This window comes from Streptomyces lienomycini (genome assembly GCF_027947595.1).
Lineage (GTDB): Bacteria > Actinomycetota > Actinomycetes > Streptomycetales > Streptomycetaceae > Streptomyces > Streptomyces lienomycini.
Window position 1 is genome coordinate 849,219 of the sequence record NZ_CP116257.1, and the last position, 21,349, is coordinate 870,567.

A 21,349-nucleotide genomic window follows, 5' to 3' on the forward strand; every position below is an offset into this window, starting at 1 on the left:
GTCCATGGTGACGGGCGCGGCGCCGTGACGGCAGCCGGTTCGACCCTGGTCCAACCCTGATATCGGCCCTGACCGCGTGCCGGGGGAGCGTTCGAGGGCGGGCCGGCCCGAAGATCAGGGGCGAGTGGGGGAACGACCCTGATGCTCCGGCTGCCGGACCCGTGTGACCATCTGTGTCATGCCGGAAGCCGCAGCAGCACCCGTCGTCGGACCGCGGCCGCCGCGCAAGCTCTACCGCAGCAGCGACGGACGCTGGCTCGGCGGAGTGGCGCGGGGGCTCGCCGGGCATCTCGGGCTGCCCGTCATCTGGGTCCGGTTCGCCTTCGTCGGCCTGTTCATGGCCGACGGCCTGGGCGCGCTGCTGTACGCGGCCTTCTGGTTCTTCGTGCCGCTGGGCGTCGGCGGCGTCGAGGCGCAGCGGCCGCCGTCCCTGGTCACCTCCGAGACCTCGCCGGACGGCCGCCGCCGACTCGTCGCCCGCAAACCGGACAAGGGCCAGATGGTCGCCCTGCTCCTCATGGTCGTCGTGGCCCTGGTCTTCGTGGGCAACGTCGACCTCGGCGGCGGAGCCAAGGCCTACCTCTGGCCGACCGTGCTCGTCGGCGCCGGCGTCGCCCTCGTCTGGCGCCAGGCGGACAACGCGCGCCGGGCCCGCTGGGCGGAGGTGGGGCGCCACCGCCGCACCGTCACGCTGCTGCGCTCGGTGGCCGGTGTCCTGCTGGTGACCGCCGGGGTCACCGGCATCTTCGTCCTCCAGGGATCCGCCGCCCACCTCGGCTCCGTCCTCCAGGCGGCCCTCGCCGTCCTCGTCGGGATAACGCTCCTCGCGGGCCCCTACCTGGTGCGGATGACGCAGGACCTCTCCGAGGAGCGGCTGATGCGCATCCGCGCCCAGGAGCGCGCCGAGGTCGCCGCCCACGTCCACGACTCGGTGCTGCACACCCTCACCCTGATCCAGCGCAACGCGGAGAGCGCGGGCGAGGTGCGCCGCCTGGCCCGCGCCCAGGAGCGCGACCTGCGAGCCTGGCTCTACAAACCCGAGGGCAACGGCAAGGACGAGGACGACGAGCCCACCACCCTCGCCGAGGCCGTCAAGCGCAACGCCGCGGAGGTCGAGGACAAGCACGGCGTGCCCCTCGAGGTGGTCGTCGTCGGCGACTGCCCGCTCGACGAGAGGACCAGCGCACAGATGCAGGCCGCGCGTGAAGCGATGGTGAACGCGGCCAAGTACGGTGGCGAGGGCGGCGCCGTACAGGTCTTCGCCGAAGTCGAGGGCAGGACGGTCTTCGTGTCCGTCCGGGACCGCGGCCCCGGCTTCGACCTCGACTCGATACCCGCCGACCGCATGGGCGTCAGAGAATCGATCATCGGCCGCATGGAGCGCAACGGGGGCACGGCGCGGCTGCGCGCGGTGCCGGACGGCGGCACGGAGGTCGAACTGGAAATGGAGAGGGCGGAGAAGACGTCATGAGCGAGCCGACCGAGGCGAACGGAACGTCGGGTACGTCGGGGGCGGGCGAGGCGGCCCACCCCGCGCAGTCGGTGAGCGGCGGCACGGGGGAGCGCCATGTGCGTGTCGTGCTCGTCGACGACCACCGCATGTTCCGCACCGGCGTCCAGGCCGAGATCGGCCAGACCGCCGAGACCGGGGTGGAGGTCGTCGGCGAGGCCGCCGACGTCGACCAGGCGGTCACGGTCATCACCGCGACCCGCCCCGAGGTCGTGCTCCTCGACGTCCACCTTCCCGGCGGCGGCGGCGTCGAGGTGCTGCGCCGCTGCGCGCCCCTGATGAGCGACGCCGAGCGGCCCGTCCGCTTCCTCGCCCTGTCCGTCTCGGACGCGGCGGAGGACGTGATCGGCGTCATCCGCGGCGGCGCCCGGGGCTACGTGACCAAGACCATCACCGGCACCGACCTGGTCAACTCCGTCTTCCGCGTGCAGGAGGGCGACGCCGTCTTCTCCCCGCGCCTGGCCGGCTTCGTCCTCGACGCGTTCGCCTCCACCGACGCCCCGCCGGTCGACGAGGACCTCGACCGCCTCACCCAGCGCGAGCGCGAGGTGCTGCGCCTGATCGCCCGCGGTTACGCGTACAAGGAGATCGCCAAGCAGCTCTACATCTCGGTGAAGACGGTCGAGTCCCACGTCTCGGCCGTCCTGCGCAAGCTCCAGCTTTCCAACCGCCACGAGCTGACGCGGTGGGCTACGGCACGACGGCTGGTGTGACGCTGCCGATCCCACGGCGCGCCGGCACTCGGCGGGGCCGGACCGGGCAAGGACGAGCCATGCCGACGCCCCTGGAGCGGGCGACTGAGTGGCACACTCGTTCGAGGTCTCGCTCGCGGCGGCGAACCCTCCTGTCAGCAGGGGGGAGCGCCCGTATGCTGGCCGTGTACCGCCTGTCGGAGTCACACCGCGGCTGCCAGGCGGATGAGGAGGTGAAACGGAATGAGCGTCGCCACCGACCACACCGGGCCCTGGACCGTCGCCGACGTCCTCGCCCTGCCTGAAGACCGCACCACCCGCTATGAGCTGCTGGGGGAGTCCCTCGTCATGTCCCCCGCTCCCGGGGTTCGCCATCAGCGGGCCTCGTTCCGCCTCCACGTCGCCTTGGACGCGGCCGCCCGGGCCGTCGGCGCGCCGGTGGAGATCCTGGAAGGCGTCAACGTCGTCCTGCCGTCCGGGTTGGTCGTACCCGATCTGGTCGTGGCCGACGCAGGCGCGACCGCCGCCGACCCCGTCACCGTCGACATCGACGCGGTCCAGCTTGTCGTCGAACTCGTCTCCCCCGGCAACAGCACCATGGACCGCAAGGTCAAGCCCATGCTGTACGCGGAGGCCGCCATCCCGCACTTCTGGCGCCTGGAGTTCGACCCCGCCCCCATGCTCGTCATTTATGAACTGCAGGGCGGTCGCTACGTGGAGCAGACCACGGCGCTCGCGGGCGCGACCACTCACCTGGACGCCCCGTTCCCGATCGCGATTGATCCGGCTGGCCTCTCCCGGCAGTAGATGCCATCTGACGGCAACACTGACGGCAACCGAACCCGCCAGAGGCGGACGTCAGCGTTCCGGAACTTGGCGGGTTGTCAGCAGGCGTAGGTCTCCCGCTCGACTCACTACCGGCGACGCGTACCTGGTCCCCGGTGCGCCATGGCCCTTGCAAGAGTTCGTCATAGTCGCAGACAGGGACGGCCCGGTAGCCTGCCGCTCGGATCGCCTCCAGGACTGTTGCCGTGTCGGACACGACAGCCGTTGGCGCGGCGCTGCGGTGTGCGTGGCACATGAGGAGCGAGTGCCAATTCAGGAAGTCGTCACGTGCACCAGTGTCCTCGTAGTCGTTATGGGTCCACTCCACGTCGACGCATCCGAAGGTCATCGTGTGATCCACGCCGAGTGACACGCACAGAGCTGCAGCCACCCGCTCCATCAACCGATCACGGCTGGGAGCAGCGACGTAGATCTGGCACTCACAACCGTGCTCCGTGCCGTCCTGCCCTGATGCCCTGTTGTCCTCCATGGCGAATCCCCCCAGGTCGTGATCTACTTCGGGAACCCGCTGAACAGCCCCTATTCCGCCACATCGTGAAGTGGGAAAGGGTGCAGTCCCTGAATTCGCTTCTGCGTGTGAAGTCCGTGCCGGATGTGGAACCAAATCATTTTGCCGATTCCACGCTCACGCGGCTCCACGCCCCAGTCGTCCGCCAACGTCGCCACCAGCGCGAGGCCTCGGCCCGACTCGTCGTCCGAACAGGCCGGTGCCGGTTTTGGGAGGGTGGTGTCCGCGTCCGTGACGGTGATGCGGAGGTGGTCGTCGGTGAGGAGGCAGCGGGCCCAGATCTCGCGGCCGGCCGGGACCTTCGCGTGGCGGTAGGCGTTGGTCATCAGTTCGCTCAGGAGGAGTTCCGCCGTGTCCGTCACGTCCTGCGGCAGCTCCCAGGAGGCCGCCTGTTCGCGGAAGAGGGCGCGTGCGCGGCCGACGCTGCGGGCGTGACGGGGGAGGCGCCACTCGGTGTCCCTGGGGGCGGTCGTGGGCAGCGGAAGGCGCGGGCTGCTCTGCATGTGTGGCTCATCCCTTGTGCTGACGTTTCCGTGGTTGGCGGGATCACCGTCGCGGCTCGCGCGTAGCCTCGCGAGTAACGGAGGGGGTACAGCGCGTGGTTGTACCCTGCGAGGACCTGCGGGGGTGTGCATGGCGACCGAGGTGAACTCCCAGCCGCCGATCGCGTGGCGGTACTGCGGCAGCCAGATCAAGATGTGGCGCGCGGAGGCCGGCGTCGGTCGTGAGGCACTGGCCAAGGAGGCCGGGTACGACTACGAGTACGTCAAGTCGATGGAGAACGGGCGCCGTCGGCCCACACTGCGGTTCCTGCAGATCGCGGATCAGGTGTGCGGGGCGGGTGGGAAGCTTGTCGCTGCGCAGGAGTATCTGAAGCCGGAGCCGTTCCCGGCGAGGTCCCATGAGTTCATGGCCATGGAGGCGGAGGCCATCGCCGTTTCGTGGTACGAGCCGCTGCTCGTCCCGGGCCTGTTGCAGACGGAGGCATACGCGCGTGCGCTGATCGGCAACAGTTCGCCTCCGCTGGATGACGAGACGGTTGCCGAGAGAGTGGCAGCCAGGCGTCGTAGGGCTGATGCACTCCATCGCAAAGTGGGCGTGATGTACGGGTTCGTGATCTACGAAGCCGCGCTGCGTACCAACGTTGGCGGGGTCGAAGCAATGCGCAAGCAGCTGCGGCACCTCTTGGACGTCGGTGCGCTTCGCAATGTCTCGATCCAGGTCCTTCCGTTCGGTCGCTGTAGCGGCGTGGCGCTGAACGGCAGCATTGTTCTGCTGGAGACACCCGAGCACGAGCACTGTGGGTACGTCGAAGCACCCGAAGTCAGTGTCCTGCACGTTAGGCCCGACAAGGTGAGTGCACTCACTCAGGCTCATGCGATGATCCGCATGCACTGTCTCGGCGTGGACGAGTCGGCCACGTTCATCAGAAAGGTGGCGGAAGAGCTATGACTGACAGCCTGACCTGGTTCAGGTCGAGCTACAGCGACAGTCAGGGCGGTGCCTGCCTTGAAGTAGCCCTCGACTGGCGCAGGTCCAGCCACAGCGGCACCGAAGGTGGCAACTGCCTCGAAGTAGCCCCCTGCCCCCACACCGTCCACGTCCGGGACTCGAAGCTCGGCCTCCGGAGCCCCCGTTTCGCCGTTGCCGGAGTGACCTGGACGGCGTTCGTCGCGTACGCCCGTACCGGCGCTTGAGCTTCGAGGGGCGAGGCTCGGGATCCGAGCGGCGTTTGTGAGGAATGGGTGGTTGGGACTTCTACCCACCACCCACCCGCCCGGCGACAACCGGCTGCTCTGCCAGCCGGTATGACTAGTTGTGATCGGATTGCGACGCGGCGTCGTCGCCCTCTAGCGTGCGCAGCAACGAAACAACCCCGGTCGAGTGCTCGAACACTCGCCGGGGTCTGACCCCAAGATCACAACCCAAGGAACGATCTCGTGGCTGACAAAGACTCTAACGCCGCCCTGCCCGCACACGCAGCTCATCCCATGGCCAATCCCGGCTACGGGAAGCGCACCGCCCCCGCCGAGCCCGGCGCCGCCGTCCGGCCCGTCGACTTCTCGCATCTCCCCGCCCGCGAGGCCTACATCGCCGCCTACGTGCACGGGCTTCCCGAGGGTGCCGCCATGGACGTCAAGAGCCTCGCCAAGGCGCTCCCGCTCTACGGGCAGCAAGCCGTCCGCAGCGCGCTCAACCTTCTCTCCCGCGCCGGACATCTCCACCGCGCCCGTGGTCTCGCGGCGACCGGTGACGGTGGTACGCGCTGGGTGTTCCGGACCTTCTGGTCCGGTGCTGGACGTGACAGCGCCTGGTGGGCCCGCTTCCTGGGGGGTGACGCGAAGGAGCGCGGCACCTCGCCGGTGGAGCCCGCGTCCACGTCCGCCCCCACGCCCGTGCCTGCCTCCGAAGCGACCGACGAGGCGCCCCAGGCGCCCGAGGTGGCCGAGGGACCCGACGCGCACCGTGCCACCGCCTACCGTGTCCTCGCTCGGCTCGGGCGTGTCGAACCCCGGCTCGCCCTCTCCGACGGCGACTGCCACGCGCTGACCGATCTGGTCGTCCCTTGGCTGGAGCGGGGTGCGACTCCCGTCTCCTTGATGCGGGCCCTCACCAACGGCCTGCCGGACGACATCCACGCGCCGCGCGGTTTCGTGTCCCGACGGCTGCGGGACAAACTGCCGCCCGCCACGGTGCCGTACGGAGTCGTCGGCGAAGCGGCGTCAGGCGGTCCCGGTCCCGGTCCCGAACCACGCCTCGTCGGGCGTCTGATGCCGGAGTGCACCGAATGCGGTGTGCCGGGGCGGCCCGGCGCCTTCGTCGGTGGGCTGTGCCGGGGGTGTCGCGCTGTCGGGGGGCACGGTGATGCCACAAGCGGAGTGCCGGGCGCCCTGTCGGTCGTCCCCGCCCGTGGCGCCGTTCTCGCCCGTGAGGCCGCCATGGCCGCCCGCGACGCCCGACGAGTCAGCGCGACGGCCCGCCGACCGTGATGAAGGTTGGAGGGACGGGTGCGGGGCTTGGATCATCTGGCCGTTGCCGATGGCGGCGCGGGTGAAGCCGAGCAGTCGACGGCGTCGGGGCCGGACGCGCCGCACACGTAGGTGCCCGAACGCGAGCCGTGATCACGCAGCGTGCGCCTCGAACCACAGTGAACCGAGGTCGTGCCCGGCCGTCAGCTTGACATCCGCGTCCAAGGCGGCAGCCAGAGTACGCAAGAGGCCGACGGTGGGCTCGGTTCCACCCTCTTCGATGCACTCGACCTCGTCCTGAGTCATCCCCGCGCGCTCGGCCAACTCCACCGACGTCAGGCCCAGGGCCGTGCGACGGTCGTACAGGGCCTTGCCGAAAGCCAGTGCCTCCCGGATGGCGATCCGCTCGGGGTCGTCGGTTTCGGCGCCTGATAGGTCCCAGCGTGCATGCTGGCCGATCATCATGCCTCCCTCGTGAACACGTCCGTCACCAGTCTGCTGTCGTACCGCCGCGCCGCGCGGCGACGCCAAGTGCGGCGTGGAGGAGGGCGGGTCGGCCAACGTCCCCGGAGCCGTCGTCCTCGCACGTGAGGCAGCCCCGGCCGCGCGGGACCGTCGCCGTCACGTCGTCACGCCACCCGAGCCGCCCCCGCGAACGGCATCTCGTCGACCGGGGCCACGCGCACCGGTGCCGACGGGTTCGGGGCGTGGATCATGCGGCCGTTGCCGACGTAGATGCCGACGTGGCTGATGCCGGAGTAGAAGAAGACCAGGTCGCCGGGGAGGAGTTCGGACCGCCCCACGCGCCGCCCCGCGTCGATCTGGGCGTAGGTGGTGCGGGGGAGGGAGACGCCGGCGGCGCGGTAGGCGGCCTGGGTGAGGCCCGAGCAGTCGAAGGCGTTCGGGCCGGTCGCGCCCCACACGTAGGGGCTGCCGAGCTTCTGGTAGGCGTACGCGACGGCCGCCGCGGCGCGGGAGTTGGGAGCCGGGGACGAGGCGGACAGGCCCTCGCGGGGGCCCGGCGTCGAGCGCGAGGCCCGGGCGCCGACGTCGGCGCGTTCCTCGGCGGTCAGGCGGGACAGCAGACGGCGGGCCGTCTCCAGCTTGCCGGTGACCGTCTCGCGGTGGCGTTTCAGCTCGGCCCGGCGGGACTTCAGCGAGGTCACCTCGACGCGGGCGGCGCCGCGCAGCTGCTCGATGTCGCGGAGCTCCTTGCGCACGCGGCCCACCTCGGCCCGCTGCCGGCTGCCCACGCGCTCGGCGAAGGCGGCGCCGTCGAGATACCCGTCCGGGTCGGACGAGAGGGCGAGTTGCAGCGCCGGGTCGAGGCCGCCGTTGCGGTACTGCGCCGCCGCGACCGAACCCAGCGCCTCGCGGGCCGAGTTCAGCCCGTCCTCCTTGCGGGCGGCCTCGTCGCGCAGCTTCTCCAGGCGCCGTTCGGCGGCGTCCGCCTTCTCCTTCGCGCCGTTGTACTTCTCCGTGGCCACCTCGGCCTCCTGGTAGAGCTTGTCCACCTTGGCCCTGACCTGTGCCGCAGTCGGCTGCGGATCGGCGTGTCCGGTCCCGCCCAGGCCCGCGGCGGTGGCCGCCCCCGCGAGGGTGACCGTGGCCGCCGTACGGGCTGTCCGGCCGCCGCCCGTCACGCGCTTTCGGGGCCTGCGGTGCGCTCCCACCTGCGATCCACGTCCTTCCGTACGACTCGACTCCGGTCCATGCCGGGGTCGGCTCCGGTCCGCTCCGGCTGCCTGGGTGAGGACGCTAGGCGCGTCGGTAACAGGCTGGTGACGGGATGCACGGAAGTGGCGGTAGTGGATCGGCCTGCGACCGTAAGTGAGCGCGAGGCCCACGGGCGGGCGACGTCTTCACGCAGGGTGATGACCGATATGCCGGATCGGGGGAGCGCTGGGGGCGTGAGCTGTTATGGGACGTCCGGGACGGGCCGGTGTCGGGGCGCGTCGGGCCCCTCATTAGGCTCCGGCCTCATGGACGTACTCCTCCACATTTTCGTCGGTCTGCACATCATCGGCATCGCCGCGCTCCTCGGCGGCTTCCTGACCCAGATGAAGGCGATGGGCCAAGGGGCGGCCCGCTTCACCCCCGCGATGCTGCACGGCGCGCTGACGATGCTGGTCACCGGTGTCGTCCTGATCGGCCTCAACCAGGCCCAGGACACTGCCGTCGACAACGTCAAGATGGGCGTGAAGCTCGCCGTACTGATCGTGATCCTCGGCCTGGTCTACGTGAAGCGCGACGACGAGAAGGTGGAGAAGCCGCTGTTCGGCCTGGTCGGGCTGCTGACGCTCGTGAACATCTTCATCGCGGTGCTGTGGACCTGAGCGACCCGGCGTCCACCGCGGCGGACCGCAGCCCGGCCCGCGCCCGGACCACCGCCCCCGCGGCGACCGCCAGCCACCCGACCACCGCGATCCACAGCAGCGCCCGGCCCGGCGCGTCCAGCCACGGGACGTCCATGACCGCGGCCACCGACAGCGTCGCCGCCGCCGTCATGCCGAGCGGGAACACGGTCGACCAGCGGCGCACGTCGTAGCGGAGGCGGGGCCAGACGATCTCGGAGGCCAGGAGCACGGCGTACCAGGCGAGGTCGAGGACGAGCAGGAAGACGGTCAGGTCGTGCAGGACGGCCTCGTCGTCGGCGTTCCACAGGTACATGCCCGTCCCGGCCGCCGCCAGGAGCTTCGCACCGGCGAGGGTCGAGATGGCCAGGGCGCCGCCCGCCACCCAGTGGTCGCCGGAACCCCGGGCCACCTGCCGCAGATCGAAGCGGAACAGCGCGATCAGGTACAGCACGATCCCCAGCCAGAAGGGCACCAGGGCCGCGTGCGCCAGCCAGGCCGTCGAGGTGGCCGCGGCCAGCGTGGCACCGAGCACGGCGAGACCCTCCGTGGCCACACAGCCAAGGAACACCGCCCCGGGCATTCGCCGCCCCCAGTGCCGTACCACCAGCACCAGCAGCCACGGCCACAGCAGCGCCGCCAGCGCCAGCAGCACCGCCGCCAGGAGCGTCCAGCCCAGCAGCGAGAAGCGGGTGCCGAGCACGGTCGTCGCCGCCACGGCCGTGAGCGCACCCGGTGTCCCCGCCCGCTTCACCCACTGCGCCCGGTCGGCCAGCAGCAGGTAGACGAAGTTCGCCGCCAGTATCAGCCAGGCCGCGCAGGCCAGGACCAGGGCGATCCGGGACAGGACCTCGCGGCCGGTCAGGTGCAGGGCGACCGACACGATGCCGGTCGCCATCACCGCGGCCCCGGCCGCCGGTGGACGCTGCGCCCACCAGGTGCGCAAGGGGGAAGGGGAAGTGCCGGACGACATGCCCCGATGCTAGAGAGCCGTGCCGGTCACCCCGGGCGCACCACGCTGTAGATCGACGACTCGCCGTCGTAGAAGATCGACTCCTCGCGCACGTACGCGCCCGGCTTCGGGGCGTGGATCATCATGCCGTCGCCGATGTAGAGGCCGACGTGGCTGATGTCGTCGTAGAAGAAGACCAGGTCACCGGGTTGTGCCTGGGAGACGGAGACCGTCGTGCCGGCCTCGACCTGGTCGTAGGTGACGCGCGGCAGCGTCACGCCCGCGGCCTTCCAGGCGGCCTGGGTGAGGCCCGAGCAGTCGTAGGAGCCGGGTCCCGTGGCGCCCCAGACGTACGGCTTGCCGATCTGGGCGCGGGCGAACGCGATCGCCTTCTCGGCCTTGGTCCCGGTCGAGGAACCCGGGGTCGTCGACGATCCCGACGAACCGGTGCCGCCACCGGAGGAGCCGGAGGCGGCGTCGCCCTCCTGCTGGGCGGCCTCCTCCTGCCGCTCCCGCTCCGCCTCCTGCTGCGCCTTCTGCCGCTTGGCCAGCTCGGCGGCCTTGCGGGCGGCCTCCTGCTCCTTCTTCTTCTCGATCGCCGCGAGCCGGGCCTTCTCCTCGGCGGTCAGCTCGGAGAGCAGTTCGCGCGCGGTGGCCAGCTTCTTCTGGACGGTCGACTTGGCCGTCTTGAGGTCGGTCTGCGAGTCGGTGAGCGTCTCGAGGCTCTCGGTGGCCTCGCGGCGCTTGTGCATGGTCTCGGACTGCTGGGTGACGTAGTCGTCGACGGCGGTCTTCTGCCGGCCGGTGAGCCGGTCCATCAGCTGGTTCTGGTCGAAGTAGTCCTGCGGCGAGTCCGCGAGCAGCAGGGTCGCGGTCTCCGGAACCGCGGCGCCCGTGCGGTACTGGGCGGAGGCGAAGGACCCCAGCTCCTGGCGCGCGTCGTTGAGCCTCTGGGTGCGCTTGGCGACGTCGTCGAGGAGGGTGTCGACCTTCTTGCGCTGCTCGGAGGTCTTCTCCTTGGCCGCGTTGTACTTCTCGGTCGCCGACCCGGCCTGGCGGTACAGGTCGTCGACCTTCTTCTGCACCTCTTCCAGGCTCGGCCGGTCGTCCGACGGCGTGGCGTTCGCCGTCTGGGACAGCAGGGCGACGGAGGTGAGGGCCGCGGTGGCCAGGGCCGGGGTCCGTATGCCCGCGACGCGGCTGCCGGTGGGACGCGACTTGCGGTGCGACGCCAAGGAGGCGACTCCTTCCGTGCTCCGCCTACCGGGTCAGCGGTGGGGGTGCCCCCGAGCCGTCCAGGCTTGGGGGAGGGTTCGGGCGGTGGTGAGGAAGGGTTGCCCTACGGTGTGACCGTCCTCGCGTCTCGTCGAGGGCGGTGCGGCCGATTCACCCCAAGGTCTCGGTGGGTCCCCGGCTCCGGTGCCGTGCGGGCAGCCGGACTCGGCGGAGGCCGCGCGGCCCGGCGGGGTTCGCCGGTGGGGGTCGAGCGGCCTGCCCCGCACCGTAGCCAACTCGTGTGGCCGCTGTGAAGGTTGGTGGGTGATATGCCCGATACATTTTCGTGACCTTCGGCGCGACCGCCCCCGGGGCCCGCGCGGGCGTCACTCTTGGTGGTTCCGCTGGTCGCAGGGCGTGCCCGCGCCGGTAATCGACGGGCATTGCCGGGGGTGGCTCCGGTTGTCGGTGGGGCGCCCTAGACTCGGAGAGCGATGAGCAGCCTCTTTGACGACAGCTTCCTGGCGAGCCTCCAGACCCCCCGGGGTCACGAGGAGGAACCCCCGCCGCCGCCCGAGGACGAGCACGGACCGGAGCCGGTTCCGCACGATCTGTTCGGCGGGAAGTTCGACGCGCCCCCGCAGCGGGACACCCACTACCGGGACGGCGCCCCGCGCCCCGCCCTGGACGCCGCCGCACTCCTGGAGGGGCTGAACGAGAACCAGCGCGCCGCCGTCGTCCACGCCGGCTCCCCGCTGCTCATCGTGGCCGGTGCCGGCTCCGGCAAGACCCGCGTCCTCACCCACCGCATCGCCCACCTGCTGGCCGAGCGGAGCGTCCACCCGGGCCAGATCCTCGCGATCACCTTCACCAACAAGGCCGCGGGCGAGATGAAGGAGCGCGTCGAGCAGCTCGTCGGCCCGCGCGCCAACGCGATGTGGGTGATGACCTTCCACAGCGCGTGCGTCCGCATCCTGCGCCGCGAGTCGAAGAAGCTGGGCTTCACCTCGTCGTTCTCGATCTACGACGCCGCCGACTCCAAGCGGCTCATGGCGCTGGTCTGCCGCGACCTGGACCTGGACCCCAAGCGCTTCCCGCCGAAGTCCTTCAGCGCGAAGATCAGCAACCTGAAGAACGAGCTGATCGACGAGGAGGACTTCGCCGCCCAGGCCGCCGACGGTTTCGAGAAGACGCTCGCCCAGGCGTACGCCATGTACCAGTCGCGGCTGCGCGAGGCGAACGCCCTTGACTTCGACGACCTGATCATGACCACGGTCAACCTGCTGCGCGCCTTCCCGGACGTGTCCGAGCACTACCGCCGCCGCTTCCGGCACGTCCTGGTCGACGAGTACCAGGACACCAACCACGCCCAGTACGCGCTGGTGCGCGAGCTGGTCGGCACCCCCGCCGAGCACCCCGTCGACGTGCCGCCGGAGGCCGAGGTGCCGCCCGCCGAGCTGTGCGTGGTGGGCGACGCCGACCAGTCGATCTACGCCTTCCGCGGCGCCACCATCCGCAACATCCTCCAGTTCGAGGAGGACTACCCGGACGCGACGACGATCCTCCTGGAGCAGAACTACCGCTCCACGCAGACGATCCTCAGCGCCGCCAACGCGGTCATCGAGCGCAACGAGTCCCGCCGGCCCAAGAACCTGTGGACCAACCAGGGCAGTGGCGCGCAGATCACCGGATACGTCGCCGACACCGAGCACGACGAGGCGCAGTTCGTCGCCGACGAGATAGACCGCCTGTCCGACGCGGGCGAGGCCAAGGCCGGTGACGTCGCCGTCTTCTACCGGACCAACGCCCAGTCCCGTGTCTTCGAAGAGATCTTCATCCGCACCGGCCTGCCCTACAAGGTCGTCGGCGGTGTCCGCTTCTACGAGCGCAAGGAGGTCCGGGACGTCCTGGCGTACCTGCGCGTCCTGGCCAATCCCGAGGACTCGGTGCCGCTGCGCCGCATCCTCAACGTCCCCAAGCGCGGCATCGGCGACCGCGCGGAGGCGATGATCGACGCCCTCGCCCAGCGCGAGAAGATCGGCTTCCCGCAGGCGCTGAGGCGCGTCGACGAGGCGTACGGCATGGCCGCGCGCTCCGCGAACGCCGTGAAGCGGTTCAACACGCTCATGGAGGACCTCCGTACGGTCGTCGAGTCCGGCGCCGGACCGGCGACCGTGCTCGAGGCGATCCTCGAACGCACCGGATATCTGGCGGAGTTGCAGGCCTCCACCGACCCACAGGACGAGACCCGCATCGAGAACCTCCAGGAACTCGCGGCCGTCGCCCTGGAGTTCGAGCAGGAGCGGGCCGAGGGCGAGGAGGCCGGGACACTGGCCGACTTCCTGGAGAAGGTCGCGCTCGTCGCCGACTCCGACCAGATCCCGGACGAGGAGGACGGCGACGGCGTCGTCACCCTGATGACCCTGCACACCGCCAAGGGCCTGGAGTTCCCGGTCGTCTTCCTCACCGGGATGGAGGACGGCGTCTTCCCGCACATGCGCGCCCTAGGCCAGGCCAAGGAGCTGGAGGAGGAGCGGCGCCTCGCCTACGTCGGCATCACCCGCGCCCGCGAGCGGCTGTACCTGACCCGATCGACGCTGCGCAGTGCCTGGGGGCAGCCGTCCTACAACCCGCCCTCGCGGTTCCTGGAGGAGATCCCGGCCCCCTACCTGGAGTGGAAGCGGACCGGGGCGAACGGACCCGCGCCCTCCGCGCCGGTCTCGGGCGTGGCGGCCTCGCTGTCGTCGTCGCGTTCCCGGTCCTCGGCGTCCGGCGGGTCCGGCTTCGCCACCCGCCGGTCGGGCTCGGCCGAGCAGTCGACGGTCTCGTTGGCGGTGGGCGATCGTGTCACGCACGACCAGTTCGGCCTCGGCACGGTCGTCGGCATCAAGGGCACCGGATCGAACGCCGAGGCGACGATCGACTTCGGGGACACCAAGCCGAAGCGGCTGCTGCTGCGGTACGCGCCGGTGGAGAAGCTCTGAGGACGCGGCGGGGGGCGGAGCGGGCCCGAGCGTAGGTCCGGGCCCGGCGGGTGTGTCGAGGTGTTACGGCGTCGGGTCGTCGCCGCGGCAGGGCGTTACTGCGGGTTGAGCCCGTGGCTGCGCAGCCACGGGAGCGGGTCGATCGACGAACCGCCCGCGGGGCGCACCTCGAAGTGCAGGTGCGGACCGGTCGAGTTGCCCGAGTCACCCGAGAACGCGATGGTGTCGCCGGCCTTCACGGTCGTACCCGTGGGCACCTTGTAGCCGGAGAGGTGGCAGTACCACGTCTCCGTGCCGTCCTTCGCGGTCACGATCATCATGTTGCCGTAGGCGCTGTTGAACTGTGTCCGCACGGTGCCGTCGGTCGCGGCCATCACCTTGGTCCCCTGCAGCACGGGGAAGTCGATGCCGGTGTGCGAGGACATCCAGTTGATACCGGCCTGGCCGTAGTACGCGCTGAGGCCGTGCTGGGCGACCGGGAGCGCGAACTTGGGGCGCAGCCGCTCCTTGCGGGCCGCCTCCTGCGCCGCCCGCCTCTTCTCGGCGTCCTGCTCGGCCTTCAGGTCGATGCGCTCCTGCGTCCGGCTGGCCCGGTTGGCGAAGTCGTCGGCACCGGCGGCGAGGCTCGTGAGCTGGGTGTCCAGCTTGTTGTTGGCGGCGGACGGCTTCACCGGCACGGCGCCGGCGTCGCCCGGGTCCGGCGCGGACGCCGTGCTCTCCGCGCCGTCGTCGCCGGACAGACTTCCGACGGAGGCCGCGGCGATACCGGCGACGCTCATCACGCAGGCCGACGGCACGGCGATGGTCAGCAGCGCGGAGCGCTTGGCGGGCTGGCGGCGACGGGAGCGCCCTCCGCTGCGGGAGGCGGCGCGGGTGGCCGGGATCCGTGCGGCCGGCGTGACCTCTTCCTGGTCGTCCAGCAGGTCGGTCACGGTGGGCAGTTCGCCGGTCGCGCCGGGCTCCCCGTCGTACGGGGCGGCTTCGGCGTGCCCGGCGGCGGGCGGTGCGTCCGGCGCGGCGTCGTCGGTCGGGGAGTGCTCGGCCGGGTGGACCGGGTCCGCCGCGACGACCTGAGGGTTCCACTGCGTGGCGTCGTAGGCGCCGGTGTCCGTCGTGCCGTTCGCGAACGCGCCGGTGTTGAAGGTGCCGGTCGCGAAGGTGCTCGTGTCGTAGGCGCCGGTGTCGAACGTCCGGGTGTCGAAGGCGCCGGTGTCGGAGGCCGCGGGGTCGGAGACCGCGGTGTCGGCGGCGCCGGTGGCGAGCGCGTCGCTGGTGAACGTGCCGGTCGCGAAGGTGCCGGTTCCGAACGTGGCCGTGTCGAAGGTCTGCGTGCCCCAGTCCCACTGCTGGGTCCCGTCGGCCGGGTCGCCGGATCCGTCCGGCCGGCCCCAGGCGCCGGTGTCCCACTGCCCGGTCGACTCGGCGCCCGGGGCCTGCGACGTCACGGAACCGTGCTGCTGGTAGCCGGACGTCCACGTCGTCGTGTCATAGGCGCCGGTGTCGTAGGCGGCGTGGTGCTGGGCCGCGTAGGCGTCGTAGGTGAGGGCCTGTCCGCTGCCCGTGTCCCACTGGGTGGCGTCGTACGAACCCGTGGTCTGGTGGGTGCCGGTGTACTGGCCCGGCATGCTGCCGAAGAGGGGGTCCGTGTCGTAGGCCGGGGCGTCGGTGGCGCCGGCCGGGAAACCGGTGGGGTCGTAGCCGCCGTACGTGGTGAGGTCGCCGTACTGGGCCTCCCCCGTGCCGTACGACGCGTACTGCGTCGGGGCCGCATCGGAAGCCGGAGCCGGGGTGGTCGTGCTCCCCGACGGGTGACGGTCGTTCACCAACTTCTCTTTCGCCTCGACAACAGGGGCTGCCAGAGCAGTGCGGTGACTGTACCCGGCGGTATACGGGCACGACAATCTTCGTCAGGTTTCGCGTGCGAAGGAAACGGGCAATCGGCCGTGTTTTGGGGGCCGGCGCACAGGAGCTTGGCATTGTGTTCGAGGTTTGTTCGATGCCGAACGGGTTGTGTCTGGCTCAGGCGACCGTCAGCCCGCCCGCGCGCTTGCCGGTTCCCGTGCCCGTTTCCGTGTCTGTTCCGGCGCCGGTTTCCGGTTCGGCCGTGTCGAGTGCCTGCCGGATCCCCGTGGCCACGGCGGGGTGGACGGGCAGCGCGAGGTGGCCGATGCCGCTCACCCGCACGTTCTCCACGCACAGGTCGGGGTGGTCGAGGCAGGCCGTCTCCAGCGGGTCCATCACGCGGTCCAGGTCGCTCCAGAAACTGACGAACCGCGTACGGCAACCGGGTGACGGCTGGGTCAGCTCCTCGAGCACCGCCGATCCGGGGCGCATCTGGCGCACGATCGGGTGCGCGTTCGCCAGCGGGACGACACGGGTGCCGGCGTGCGGGGTGCCGAGCGTCACCAGCGTCCGGACGCGGAGGTCCCCGCCGAGCCGCTGCACGTAGTACCGCGCGATCAGACCACCGAGGCTGTGCCCGACGATGTCGACCCGGTCGCTGCCGGTCCGCTCGCGGATCTCCTCGATGTGCCGTCCGAGCAGCTCGGCCGCGGTGCGGATGTCGCAGGTCAGGGGGGAGTAGTTCAGCGACTCGATCTCGTGCCTGCCGTGCTGGGCCAGGCTGCGGCGCAGCAGCAGGAAGACCGAGCGGTTGTCGATGAAACCGTGCAGCAGGACGACCGGGTGGCCGGTGGGGGCCGGGAGCCGCGGCGGGGGCGGTGAGGAACACGAGTCCCCGGATCCGATCGGCGGCACGGGCGGGACCGGGCGCCGCTCCTGGATGATCCCCGAGGGGTAGAGGAGGACGTGACCGGCGAGGATCGCGGCCTCCAGGGCGCTCGCCTTCAGGAGGGTCATGGAGAGTCCGGTCAGCCGACCCGGCAGACCTGCCAGTTCCGGCAGTCCTGGGAGCCCGGGCAGACCGGGCAGGCCGGGCAGGAGACGCTGGACGAGCGGGAGAAGGGGCAGTGCTGCCGTGGTGACCTTCATGGGCCGACCTCCTGTCGGCACGCAGGGACGCCTCTGTCCCCCGTGTGCCCTCGTGGAGCGCCGTGACACCGGTGACGGGTGATGTTTGCGAGGCGCATCCCTACGCGGGTTCCGGCATGCCGTATCAGTGGTCTGTGGGCTCGTGAGCCCTGTGGTGTCGTGATACGGCGCCGCGGTCCGCCGCGGTTCCGACCCGCCCTCGCCGCGCGGCGCTCCGTGCGCGTGTCTCCGCCGCGCCCTGGAGCCGTGCGCGGCGGACGTGTCCCACCGTGTGATTTCCCCCTCTGTATGCACCGCGAAACTGCCGGTTGCGCGATGCTGGCGATAACGTTCGTTCACTTCCCCGGACGCTGTGGGCGGCGAAGTGTGCGGTACTTGTCGGTACGGATGGATGTAGTCGCTTCATGGAGGCAGTGATGGGTGTGGCAGCCGGTCCGATCCGCGTGGTGGTGGCCAAGCCGGGGCTCGACGGCCACGATCGCGGGGCCAAGGTGATCGCGCGTGCCCTGCGCGACGCCGGTATGGAGGTCATCTACACCGGGCTCCACCAGACACCCGAGCAGATCGTGGACACCGCGATCCAGGAGGACGCCGACGCGATCGGGCTGTCCATCCTCTCCGGTGCGCACAACACGCTCTTCGCCGCCGTGATCGAGCTGCTCCGGGAGCGGGACGCGGCGGACATCCTGGTCTTCGGCGGCGGGATCATCCCCGAGGCGGACATCGCCCCGCTGAAGGAGAAGGGCGTCGCGGAGATCTTCACGCCCGGTGCGACCACGGCGTCGATCGTGGACTGGGTCCGGGCGAACGTGCGGGAACACGCCGGGGCGTGACCCCGCTCCGACCGGGGCGGTCTCCCGCACGGGTACCCCGGGTGCGGCATGCCCGTGGGCGCCGCGGGCGGGTGCGTCGACTCGTGTGTCCCGGTTCGTGTGTCCTGGTTCGGGCGGGACGGGGCGTGTGTCCCGGTGCGTGTGTCCCGGTGCGGGCGGGACGGTTCGTGCGGGACGGTGCGTGCGAGACGGTGTGTGTCGGCTTGGCGCTCGGCTTGGCGCCTCGGCACGTTCTCGCGCCGACGGGGCTCGGCTAGCCCGTCTGCCCCGTCCGGAGCTCCTCCGTCATCGCCGCCCGCAACCGCAGCGTGGTGACGAGCCGTTGGAACGCCTCCGCCCAGTACCCCCCGGCCCCCGGCGACGCGTCCTCCGGTTCGTCCGGTACCGCCAGCAGGCCGTCGAGTCGGCCCGCCTCCGAGGGGTCGAGGCAGCGTTCGGCCAGGCCCATCACGCCGCTGAAGCTCCACGGGTAACTCCCCGCGTCGCGGGCGATGTTGAGTGCGTCGACCACCGCCCGGCCGAGCGGCGCGGCCCACGGCACTCCGCACATGCCGAGCAGCTGGAACGCCTCGGACAGTCCGTGTGTCGCGATGAACCCCGCGACCCACTCGGCGCGTTCACCGGCACCCAGCGTGCCGAGCAGTTTCGCCCGCTCGGCCAGCGACACCGCGCCCGGGCCGCCTGCCTCGGGCGCGGTGGGCGCTCCCAGCAGCGCCCTCGCCCACACGCCGTCGCGCTGTCGAACCGCCGCACGGCACCACGCCGCGTGCAGTTCGCTCTGCCAGCCGTCCGACACCGGCAGCGCGACGATCTCCTCGGCCGTGCGCCCCGCCAGCCGGGCCGGCCAGGTGCCGAGCGGGGCCGCCTCGGCCAACTGGCCGAACCACCAAGACCGTTCCCCCCTGCCCGCGGGAGGATGGGCGACGACGCCGTCCCGCTCCATGCTCGCGTCGCACTCGTGAGGCGCCTCGACGGTGATCGCCGGGGGGACGAGGGCGCGGTCCAGTGACACGCACGTCGCGGCCCGCGCCGCCATCCGCGCCGCCAGCGCCGACCCCGGCAGCGCCGACAGCAACTCGGCCGCCGTGGAACGTACGTTGCGGCTGCGGTCGGCCAGGGCCCGCTCCAGGAACGGCTCGTCCGCCGGTTCGAGTCCCGTCCGCAGCGAGTCGAGGAACATCAGCCGGTCCTCGGCCCGCTCCGTCGCCCAGGTCGAGGTCAGCAGCTTTCGCGCGCCCGCGGGGTCGCGGGTGCGCAGCGAGGCCAGCAGGGTGACCCGCTCGGCGAACAGACCCTCGTCCCAGAGCCGCCTCACCCGCTCCTCGGCGTCTGAACCGGCCGGTGCGGTCGCTCCGCCGGGGGCCGCGCGCAGGGCGAACCGCCAGTCCGGATTCAGCCGGGCCAGCCACAGGGCTCGGGGCCCCGCGAACGCCAGCGCCGCCGGCCGCAGGTCCGTACGCCCCCGCGCCGCGTCGAGCAGCGCCGGAAGCGCGTGGGGCGGTGCCGCGTAACCGCGGGCGTTCGCCGTCGCCAGCCACTGGGGCAGCAGCTCCATCAGATCGGGCGCGCTGCCCCTGCGGCCACCGCCTGCCGCGCCGGGACGGTCGGTGAGCAGCATCGTGAGCCTGCGGGCGGCCGCCGACGGCAGCGGCGGGCGGGGATCCCCGGGGGCCGGCTCGGGGCGCGGGGCCGCACGGGCGGGGCGCAGTCCGGCGCGGCGGCGGACGGTCTCCGCGGCCGCCGCGTCCAGCAACGCGGCCGCCGCACCGGGCCCGGACGCACCACCCGGTGGAGTGCGGCGGTCCGTACCCAGCAGAGCCGACGTGACCAGCTCCTGCCACCCGTCCGCCCCGGAAGCGGACGCCTGGGTGGCGGTGGTCGCGTCGGTCTGCGCGGTCGTGGTCGCGGATGCGGTGTGTGGCCCCGGCACGGTGGGCCGCGCCGGGGTGGGCGCTCCCGCGGGGGCGGGTGTCCTGGTCATGGGGTTCCCCTCCGGTTCCGGTCGTCTGGGACGGGTCAGCACAGCGGCACCGCCTGGCCCGGTCCGCTCGGCCAGGCCGTCAGCGGTACGAAGCCCCGGTGGCCGCACTCGCCGAAGACCGTGACGGGTGCCCCGCCCGCCAGGGCGACCAGCCGCCACAGGCCCGGCTGGTTCCCGGCGGACCGGGCGAGCGGCAGTGCCGTGTCCCCTTCGGCGTCCGCGAGTTGCCAGCGGTCGCCGTCCGGTACGGGAACGACCCGCTCCAGGGTCACCGGCACCGAGTCCAGCCACGGATCGTCGCGGAGGGCCTCGCCGTAGCGGGCGGCGGCCTGCGACGTCGTCACCCCTCTCGGTCGTATGCGCGCGGGCTCGGGCGGTGTGAACCGTCGGCCCAGGGCCGCCCGCTGCCTGCTGGTGCCGGGGTACGCCGAGACCTCCGCCTCCAGAGCCAGCCCCACCGGAAGCGTCAGCTCGGGGGCGCGGCCCGCGGCTCCGTAGGAGAGGAGCAGCGCGGTACGCTCCGACTCCGCGCCGTACAACCAGATACGCCGCGTCGTCAGCCGTGCGTCCGCCGTGTCGTACTGGGCGAGGACCAGCCAGCGGTCCCGCGTCGGCGGACCGTCCGCGGACGCCGGCAGGCCGACGCGGGAACGGACCGTCGCCGCCAGCGCGTCCGGCAGCCGCTCGCGGCGCAACCAGCCCTGGTCGAGCAGGTGGAGCAGGGCGCATTCCTCGAGCAGCCGCACCGGCCAGCCGGGGCCCGACGCCGGAATGGAGCCCAACTCCCGCACCCGCGAGGCCAGCCCGGGTGCCTGGGCGTCGACCATACGGGCCGCCGTCTCCTCCCACACCGTGTACCCCGTCTGTTCGGCGCCGGCCAGACCGCCGCGCAGGAGGTCGGCGAGCCGCTGCTCCAGCTCCGTCGCCCCCGCGGTGATCCGCGCGGCCCGCCGCTCCGCCCGCCGCCGCGCCGCCTCGTGGTCACCGGACGTGGCCGCGGGGCCGAGCGGGCCCGCCGCCTTCCCCTCCCCACGCTCCCGCCGTCCGGTGATCCACCGCTTCGCCCAGTCCGGCGCCTCCGCCCGGGGCACCGCACGCTCTCCGCCCGTCCAGAGCAGCAACAACCCCAGCACGTGCTTGCACGGCGACTTGGCACTCGGACAACCGCACTTGTACCCGGCCCCGGTCCCGGCCCCGTCCGCGACGTCCACGACCGTCCGGTACGGCTCGCTGCCGCTGCCCGTGCACCGCCCCCACACCGCCCCCTCGTCGTCACTCCCCACCTGCGACCACGGCCCGGCCGTACCGAGCCTGCCGCCCGCTTCGCGTGACGCGGCGTCAGGTGCCAGTGCCAGCACCTGGTCCGCGGTCCAGCGCACCCCCTGCTGAGTCATGCCATCGAAGGTAGATCCCCCCACTGACAATGCCTCCGGCGAGAGCGTTTGTGCAGGTCAGAGTGATTGTCAGTGGTGTGGTGCACCGTGGATGGCAGAGGGGACCGGCTCAGCTGGAGG

Annotated in this window: 18 protein-coding genes; 9 read left to right on the forward strand and 9 right to left on the reverse strand. The window is 71.8% G+C overall.

Translation table 11 applies throughout. The features are described from left to right. The first annotated feature begins 178 nt into the window (after positions 1–178). The 3 genes from BJ961_RS04090 to BJ961_RS04100 all read left to right on the forward strand — a co-directional run bounded on the left by BJ961_RS04090 (position 179) and on the right by BJ961_RS04100 (position 3,009). On the forward strand, positions 179–1,471 hold the full coding sequence (locus BJ961_RS04090; protein WP_271319928.1) for an ATP-binding protein: 1,293 nt from the start codon (positions 179–181) through the stop codon (positions 1,469–1,471). After that, entirely contained in the window at positions 1,468–2,223 is a 756-nt protein-coding gene (locus BJ961_RS04095) for a LuxR C-terminal-related transcriptional regulator (protein WP_271319929.1), read from the forward strand. The genes BJ961_RS04090 and BJ961_RS04095 overlap by 4 nt, the downstream gene beginning before the upstream one ends. Positions 2,224–2,445: 222 nt before the next feature. Then, on the forward strand, positions 2,446–3,009 hold the full coding sequence (locus BJ961_RS04100; RefSeq protein ID WP_271319930.1) for a Uma2 family endonuclease: 564 nt from the start codon (positions 2,446–2,448) through the stop codon (positions 3,007–3,009). Between the two features lie 558 nt (positions 3,010–3,567). Here the strand turns inward: BJ961_RS04100 and BJ961_RS04105 are convergent. Beyond that, positions 3,568–4,059, reverse strand: a complete 492-nt coding sequence (locus BJ961_RS04105; protein WP_271319931.1) for an ATP-binding protein — start codon at positions 4,057–4,059, stop codon at positions 3,568–3,570. A 130-nt stretch (positions 4,060–4,189) separates the two neighbouring features. On the opposite strand from BJ961_RS04105, the gene BJ961_RS04110 reads away from it, so the two are divergent. From BJ961_RS04110 to BJ961_RS04120, 3 genes are all read left to right on the forward strand, one after another. Continuing rightward, the gene (locus BJ961_RS04110) at positions 4,190–5,008 is read left to right on the forward strand and encodes a helix-turn-helix domain-containing protein (protein WP_271319932.1); all 819 of its coding nucleotides are present in this window, start codon (positions 4,190–4,192) and stop codon (positions 5,006–5,008) included. Next, positions 5,005–5,253 carry a DUF397 domain-containing protein gene (locus BJ961_RS04115; RefSeq protein WP_271319933.1) on the forward strand — a complete coding sequence of 83 codons (249 nt, stop codon included), beginning with the start codon at positions 5,005–5,007 and terminating at the stop codon, positions 5,251–5,253. Before BJ961_RS04110 ends, BJ961_RS04115 begins: the two co-directional genes overlap by 4 nt. 243 nt (positions 5,254–5,496) lie before the next feature. Then, the gene (locus tag BJ961_RS04120; RefSeq protein WP_271319934.1) at positions 5,497–6,546 is read left to right on the forward strand and encodes a hypothetical protein; all 1,050 of its coding nucleotides are present in this window, start codon (positions 5,497–5,499) and stop codon (positions 6,544–6,546) included. A gap of 132 nt (positions 6,547–6,678) precedes the next feature. On the opposite strand, the gene BJ961_RS04125 is transcribed toward BJ961_RS04120, so the two are convergent. Beyond that, entirely contained in the window at positions 6,679–6,990 is a 312-nt protein-coding gene (locus BJ961_RS04125; RefSeq protein WP_271319935.1) for a helix-turn-helix domain-containing protein, read from the reverse strand. Positions 6,991–7,154: 164 nt separating this feature from the next. Further along, on the reverse strand, positions 7,155–8,198 hold the full coding sequence (locus BJ961_RS04130) for a C40 family peptidase (RefSeq protein WP_271319936.1): 1,044 nt from the start codon (positions 8,196–8,198) through the stop codon (positions 7,155–7,157). A 309-nt stretch (positions 8,199–8,507) separates the two neighbouring features. Between BJ961_RS04130 and BJ961_RS04135 the strand changes: the two genes are divergently transcribed. Continuing rightward, positions 8,508–8,861 carry a hypothetical protein gene (locus tag BJ961_RS04135; protein ID WP_271319937.1) on the forward strand — a complete coding sequence of 118 codons (354 nt, stop codon included), beginning with the start codon at positions 8,508–8,510 and terminating at the stop codon, positions 8,859–8,861. Here BJ961_RS04135 and BJ961_RS04140 read toward each other — a convergent pair. Continuing rightward, complete coding sequence (locus BJ961_RS04140; RefSeq protein ID WP_271319938.1) at positions 8,839–9,852, reverse strand: tellurite resistance/C4-dicarboxylate transporter family protein; 1,014 nt, start codon at positions 9,850–9,852, stop codon at positions 8,839–8,841. The two genes, BJ961_RS04135 and BJ961_RS04140, sit on opposite strands and share 23 nt — an antisense overlap. A gap of 26 nt (positions 9,853–9,878) precedes the next feature. After that, positions 9,879–11,066 (reverse strand): C40 family peptidase, encoded by a 1,188-nt coding sequence (locus tag BJ961_RS04145; protein ID WP_271319939.1) that lies wholly within the window; start codon positions 11,064–11,066, stop codon positions 9,879–9,881. 474 nt (positions 11,067–11,540) lie between these two features. Here BJ961_RS04145 and pcrA point away from each other — a divergent pair, with 474 nt between their 5' ends. Then, positions 11,541–14,030: a DNA helicase PcrA gene (gene pcrA / locus BJ961_RS04150; protein WP_271319940.1), complete on the forward strand. Its 2,490-nt coding sequence runs from the start codon at positions 11,541–11,543 to the stop codon at positions 14,028–14,030. A 95-nt stretch (positions 14,031–14,125) separates the two neighbouring features. Here the strand turns inward: pcrA and BJ961_RS04155 are convergent, their stop codons facing one another. Both BJ961_RS04155 and BJ961_RS04160 read right to left on the reverse strand, forming a co-directional pair. Beyond that, positions 14,126–15,853: a M23 family metallopeptidase gene (locus BJ961_RS04155; protein ID WP_271319941.1), complete on the reverse strand. Its 1,728-nt coding sequence runs from the start codon at positions 15,851–15,853 to the stop codon at positions 14,126–14,128. 196 nt (positions 15,854–16,049) lie between these two features. Further along, positions 16,050–17,021, reverse strand: a complete 972-nt coding sequence (locus tag BJ961_RS04160; RefSeq protein WP_271319942.1) for an esterase/lipase family protein — start codon at positions 17,019–17,021, stop codon at positions 16,050–16,052. Between the two features lie 416 nt (positions 17,022–17,437). Between BJ961_RS04160 and BJ961_RS04165 the strand changes: the two genes are divergently transcribed. Continuing rightward, complete coding sequence (locus BJ961_RS04165) at positions 17,438–17,854, forward strand: cobalamin B12-binding domain-containing protein (RefSeq protein WP_007444094.1); 417 nt, start codon at positions 17,438–17,440, stop codon at positions 17,852–17,854. Between the two features lie 253 nt (positions 17,855–18,107). On the opposite strand, the gene BJ961_RS04170 is transcribed toward BJ961_RS04165, so the two are convergent. Continuing rightward, positions 18,108–19,835 carry a DUF5691 domain-containing protein gene (locus BJ961_RS04170; RefSeq protein ID WP_271319943.1) on the reverse strand — a complete coding sequence of 576 codons (1,728 nt, stop codon included), beginning with the start codon at positions 19,833–19,835 and terminating at the stop codon, positions 18,108–18,110. A gap of 35 nt (positions 19,836–19,870) precedes the next feature. Further along, complete coding sequence (locus BJ961_RS04175) at positions 19,871–21,229, reverse strand: SWIM zinc finger family protein (protein WP_271319944.1); 1,359 nt, start codon at positions 21,227–21,229, stop codon at positions 19,871–19,873. Positions 21,230–21,349: the final 120 nt, after the last annotated feature.

Coding starts and splice junctions, on each gene's coding strand:
- BJ961_RS04170 (WP_271319943.1), bottom strand. CDS start 19,835: ATGACCAGGACACCCGCCCCCGCGGGAGCGCCCACCCCGGCGCGGCCC.
- BJ961_RS04115 (WP_271319933.1), top strand. CDS start 5,005: ATGACTGACAGCCTGACCTGGTTCAGGTCGAGCTACAGCGACAGTCAG.
- BJ961_RS04100 (WP_271319930.1), top strand. CDS start 2,446: ATGAGCGTCGCCACCGACCACACCGGGCCCTGGACCGTCGCCGACGTC.
- BJ961_RS04105 (WP_271319931.1), bottom strand. CDS start 4,059: ATGCAGAGCAGCCCGCGCCTTCCGCTGCCCACGACCGCCCCCAGGGAC.
- BJ961_RS04140 (WP_271319938.1), bottom strand. CDS start 9,852: ATGTCGTCCGGCACTTCCCCTTCCCCCTTGCGCACCTGGTGGGCGCAG.
- BJ961_RS04125 (WP_271319935.1), bottom strand. CDS start 6,990: ATGATGATCGGCCAGCATGCACGCTGGGACCTATCAGGCGCCGAAACC.
- BJ961_RS04175 (WP_271319944.1), bottom strand. CDS start 21,229: ATGACTCAGCAGGGGGTGCGCTGGACCGCGGACCAGGTGCTGGCACTG.
- BJ961_RS04110 (WP_271319932.1), top strand. CDS start 4,190: ATGGCGACCGAGGTGAACTCCCAGCCGCCGATCGCGTGGCGGTACTGC.
- BJ961_RS04165 (WP_007444094.1), top strand. CDS start 17,438: ATGGGTGTGGCAGCCGGTCCGATCCGCGTGGTGGTGGCCAAGCCGGGG.
- BJ961_RS04135 (WP_271319937.1), top strand. CDS start 8,508: ATGGACGTACTCCTCCACATTTTCGTCGGTCTGCACATCATCGGCATC.
- BJ961_RS04160 (WP_271319942.1), bottom strand. CDS start 17,021: ATGAAGGTCACCACGGCAGCACTGCCCCTTCTCCCGCTCGTCCAGCGT.
- BJ961_RS04090 (WP_271319928.1), top strand. CDS start 179: ATGCCGGAAGCCGCAGCAGCACCCGTCGTCGGACCGCGGCCGCCGCGC.
- pcrA (WP_271319940.1), top strand. CDS start 11,541: ATGAGCAGCCTCTTTGACGACAGCTTCCTGGCGAGCCTCCAGACCCCC.
- BJ961_RS04095 (WP_271319929.1), top strand. CDS start 1,468: ATGAGCGAGCCGACCGAGGCGAACGGAACGTCGGGTACGTCGGGGGCG.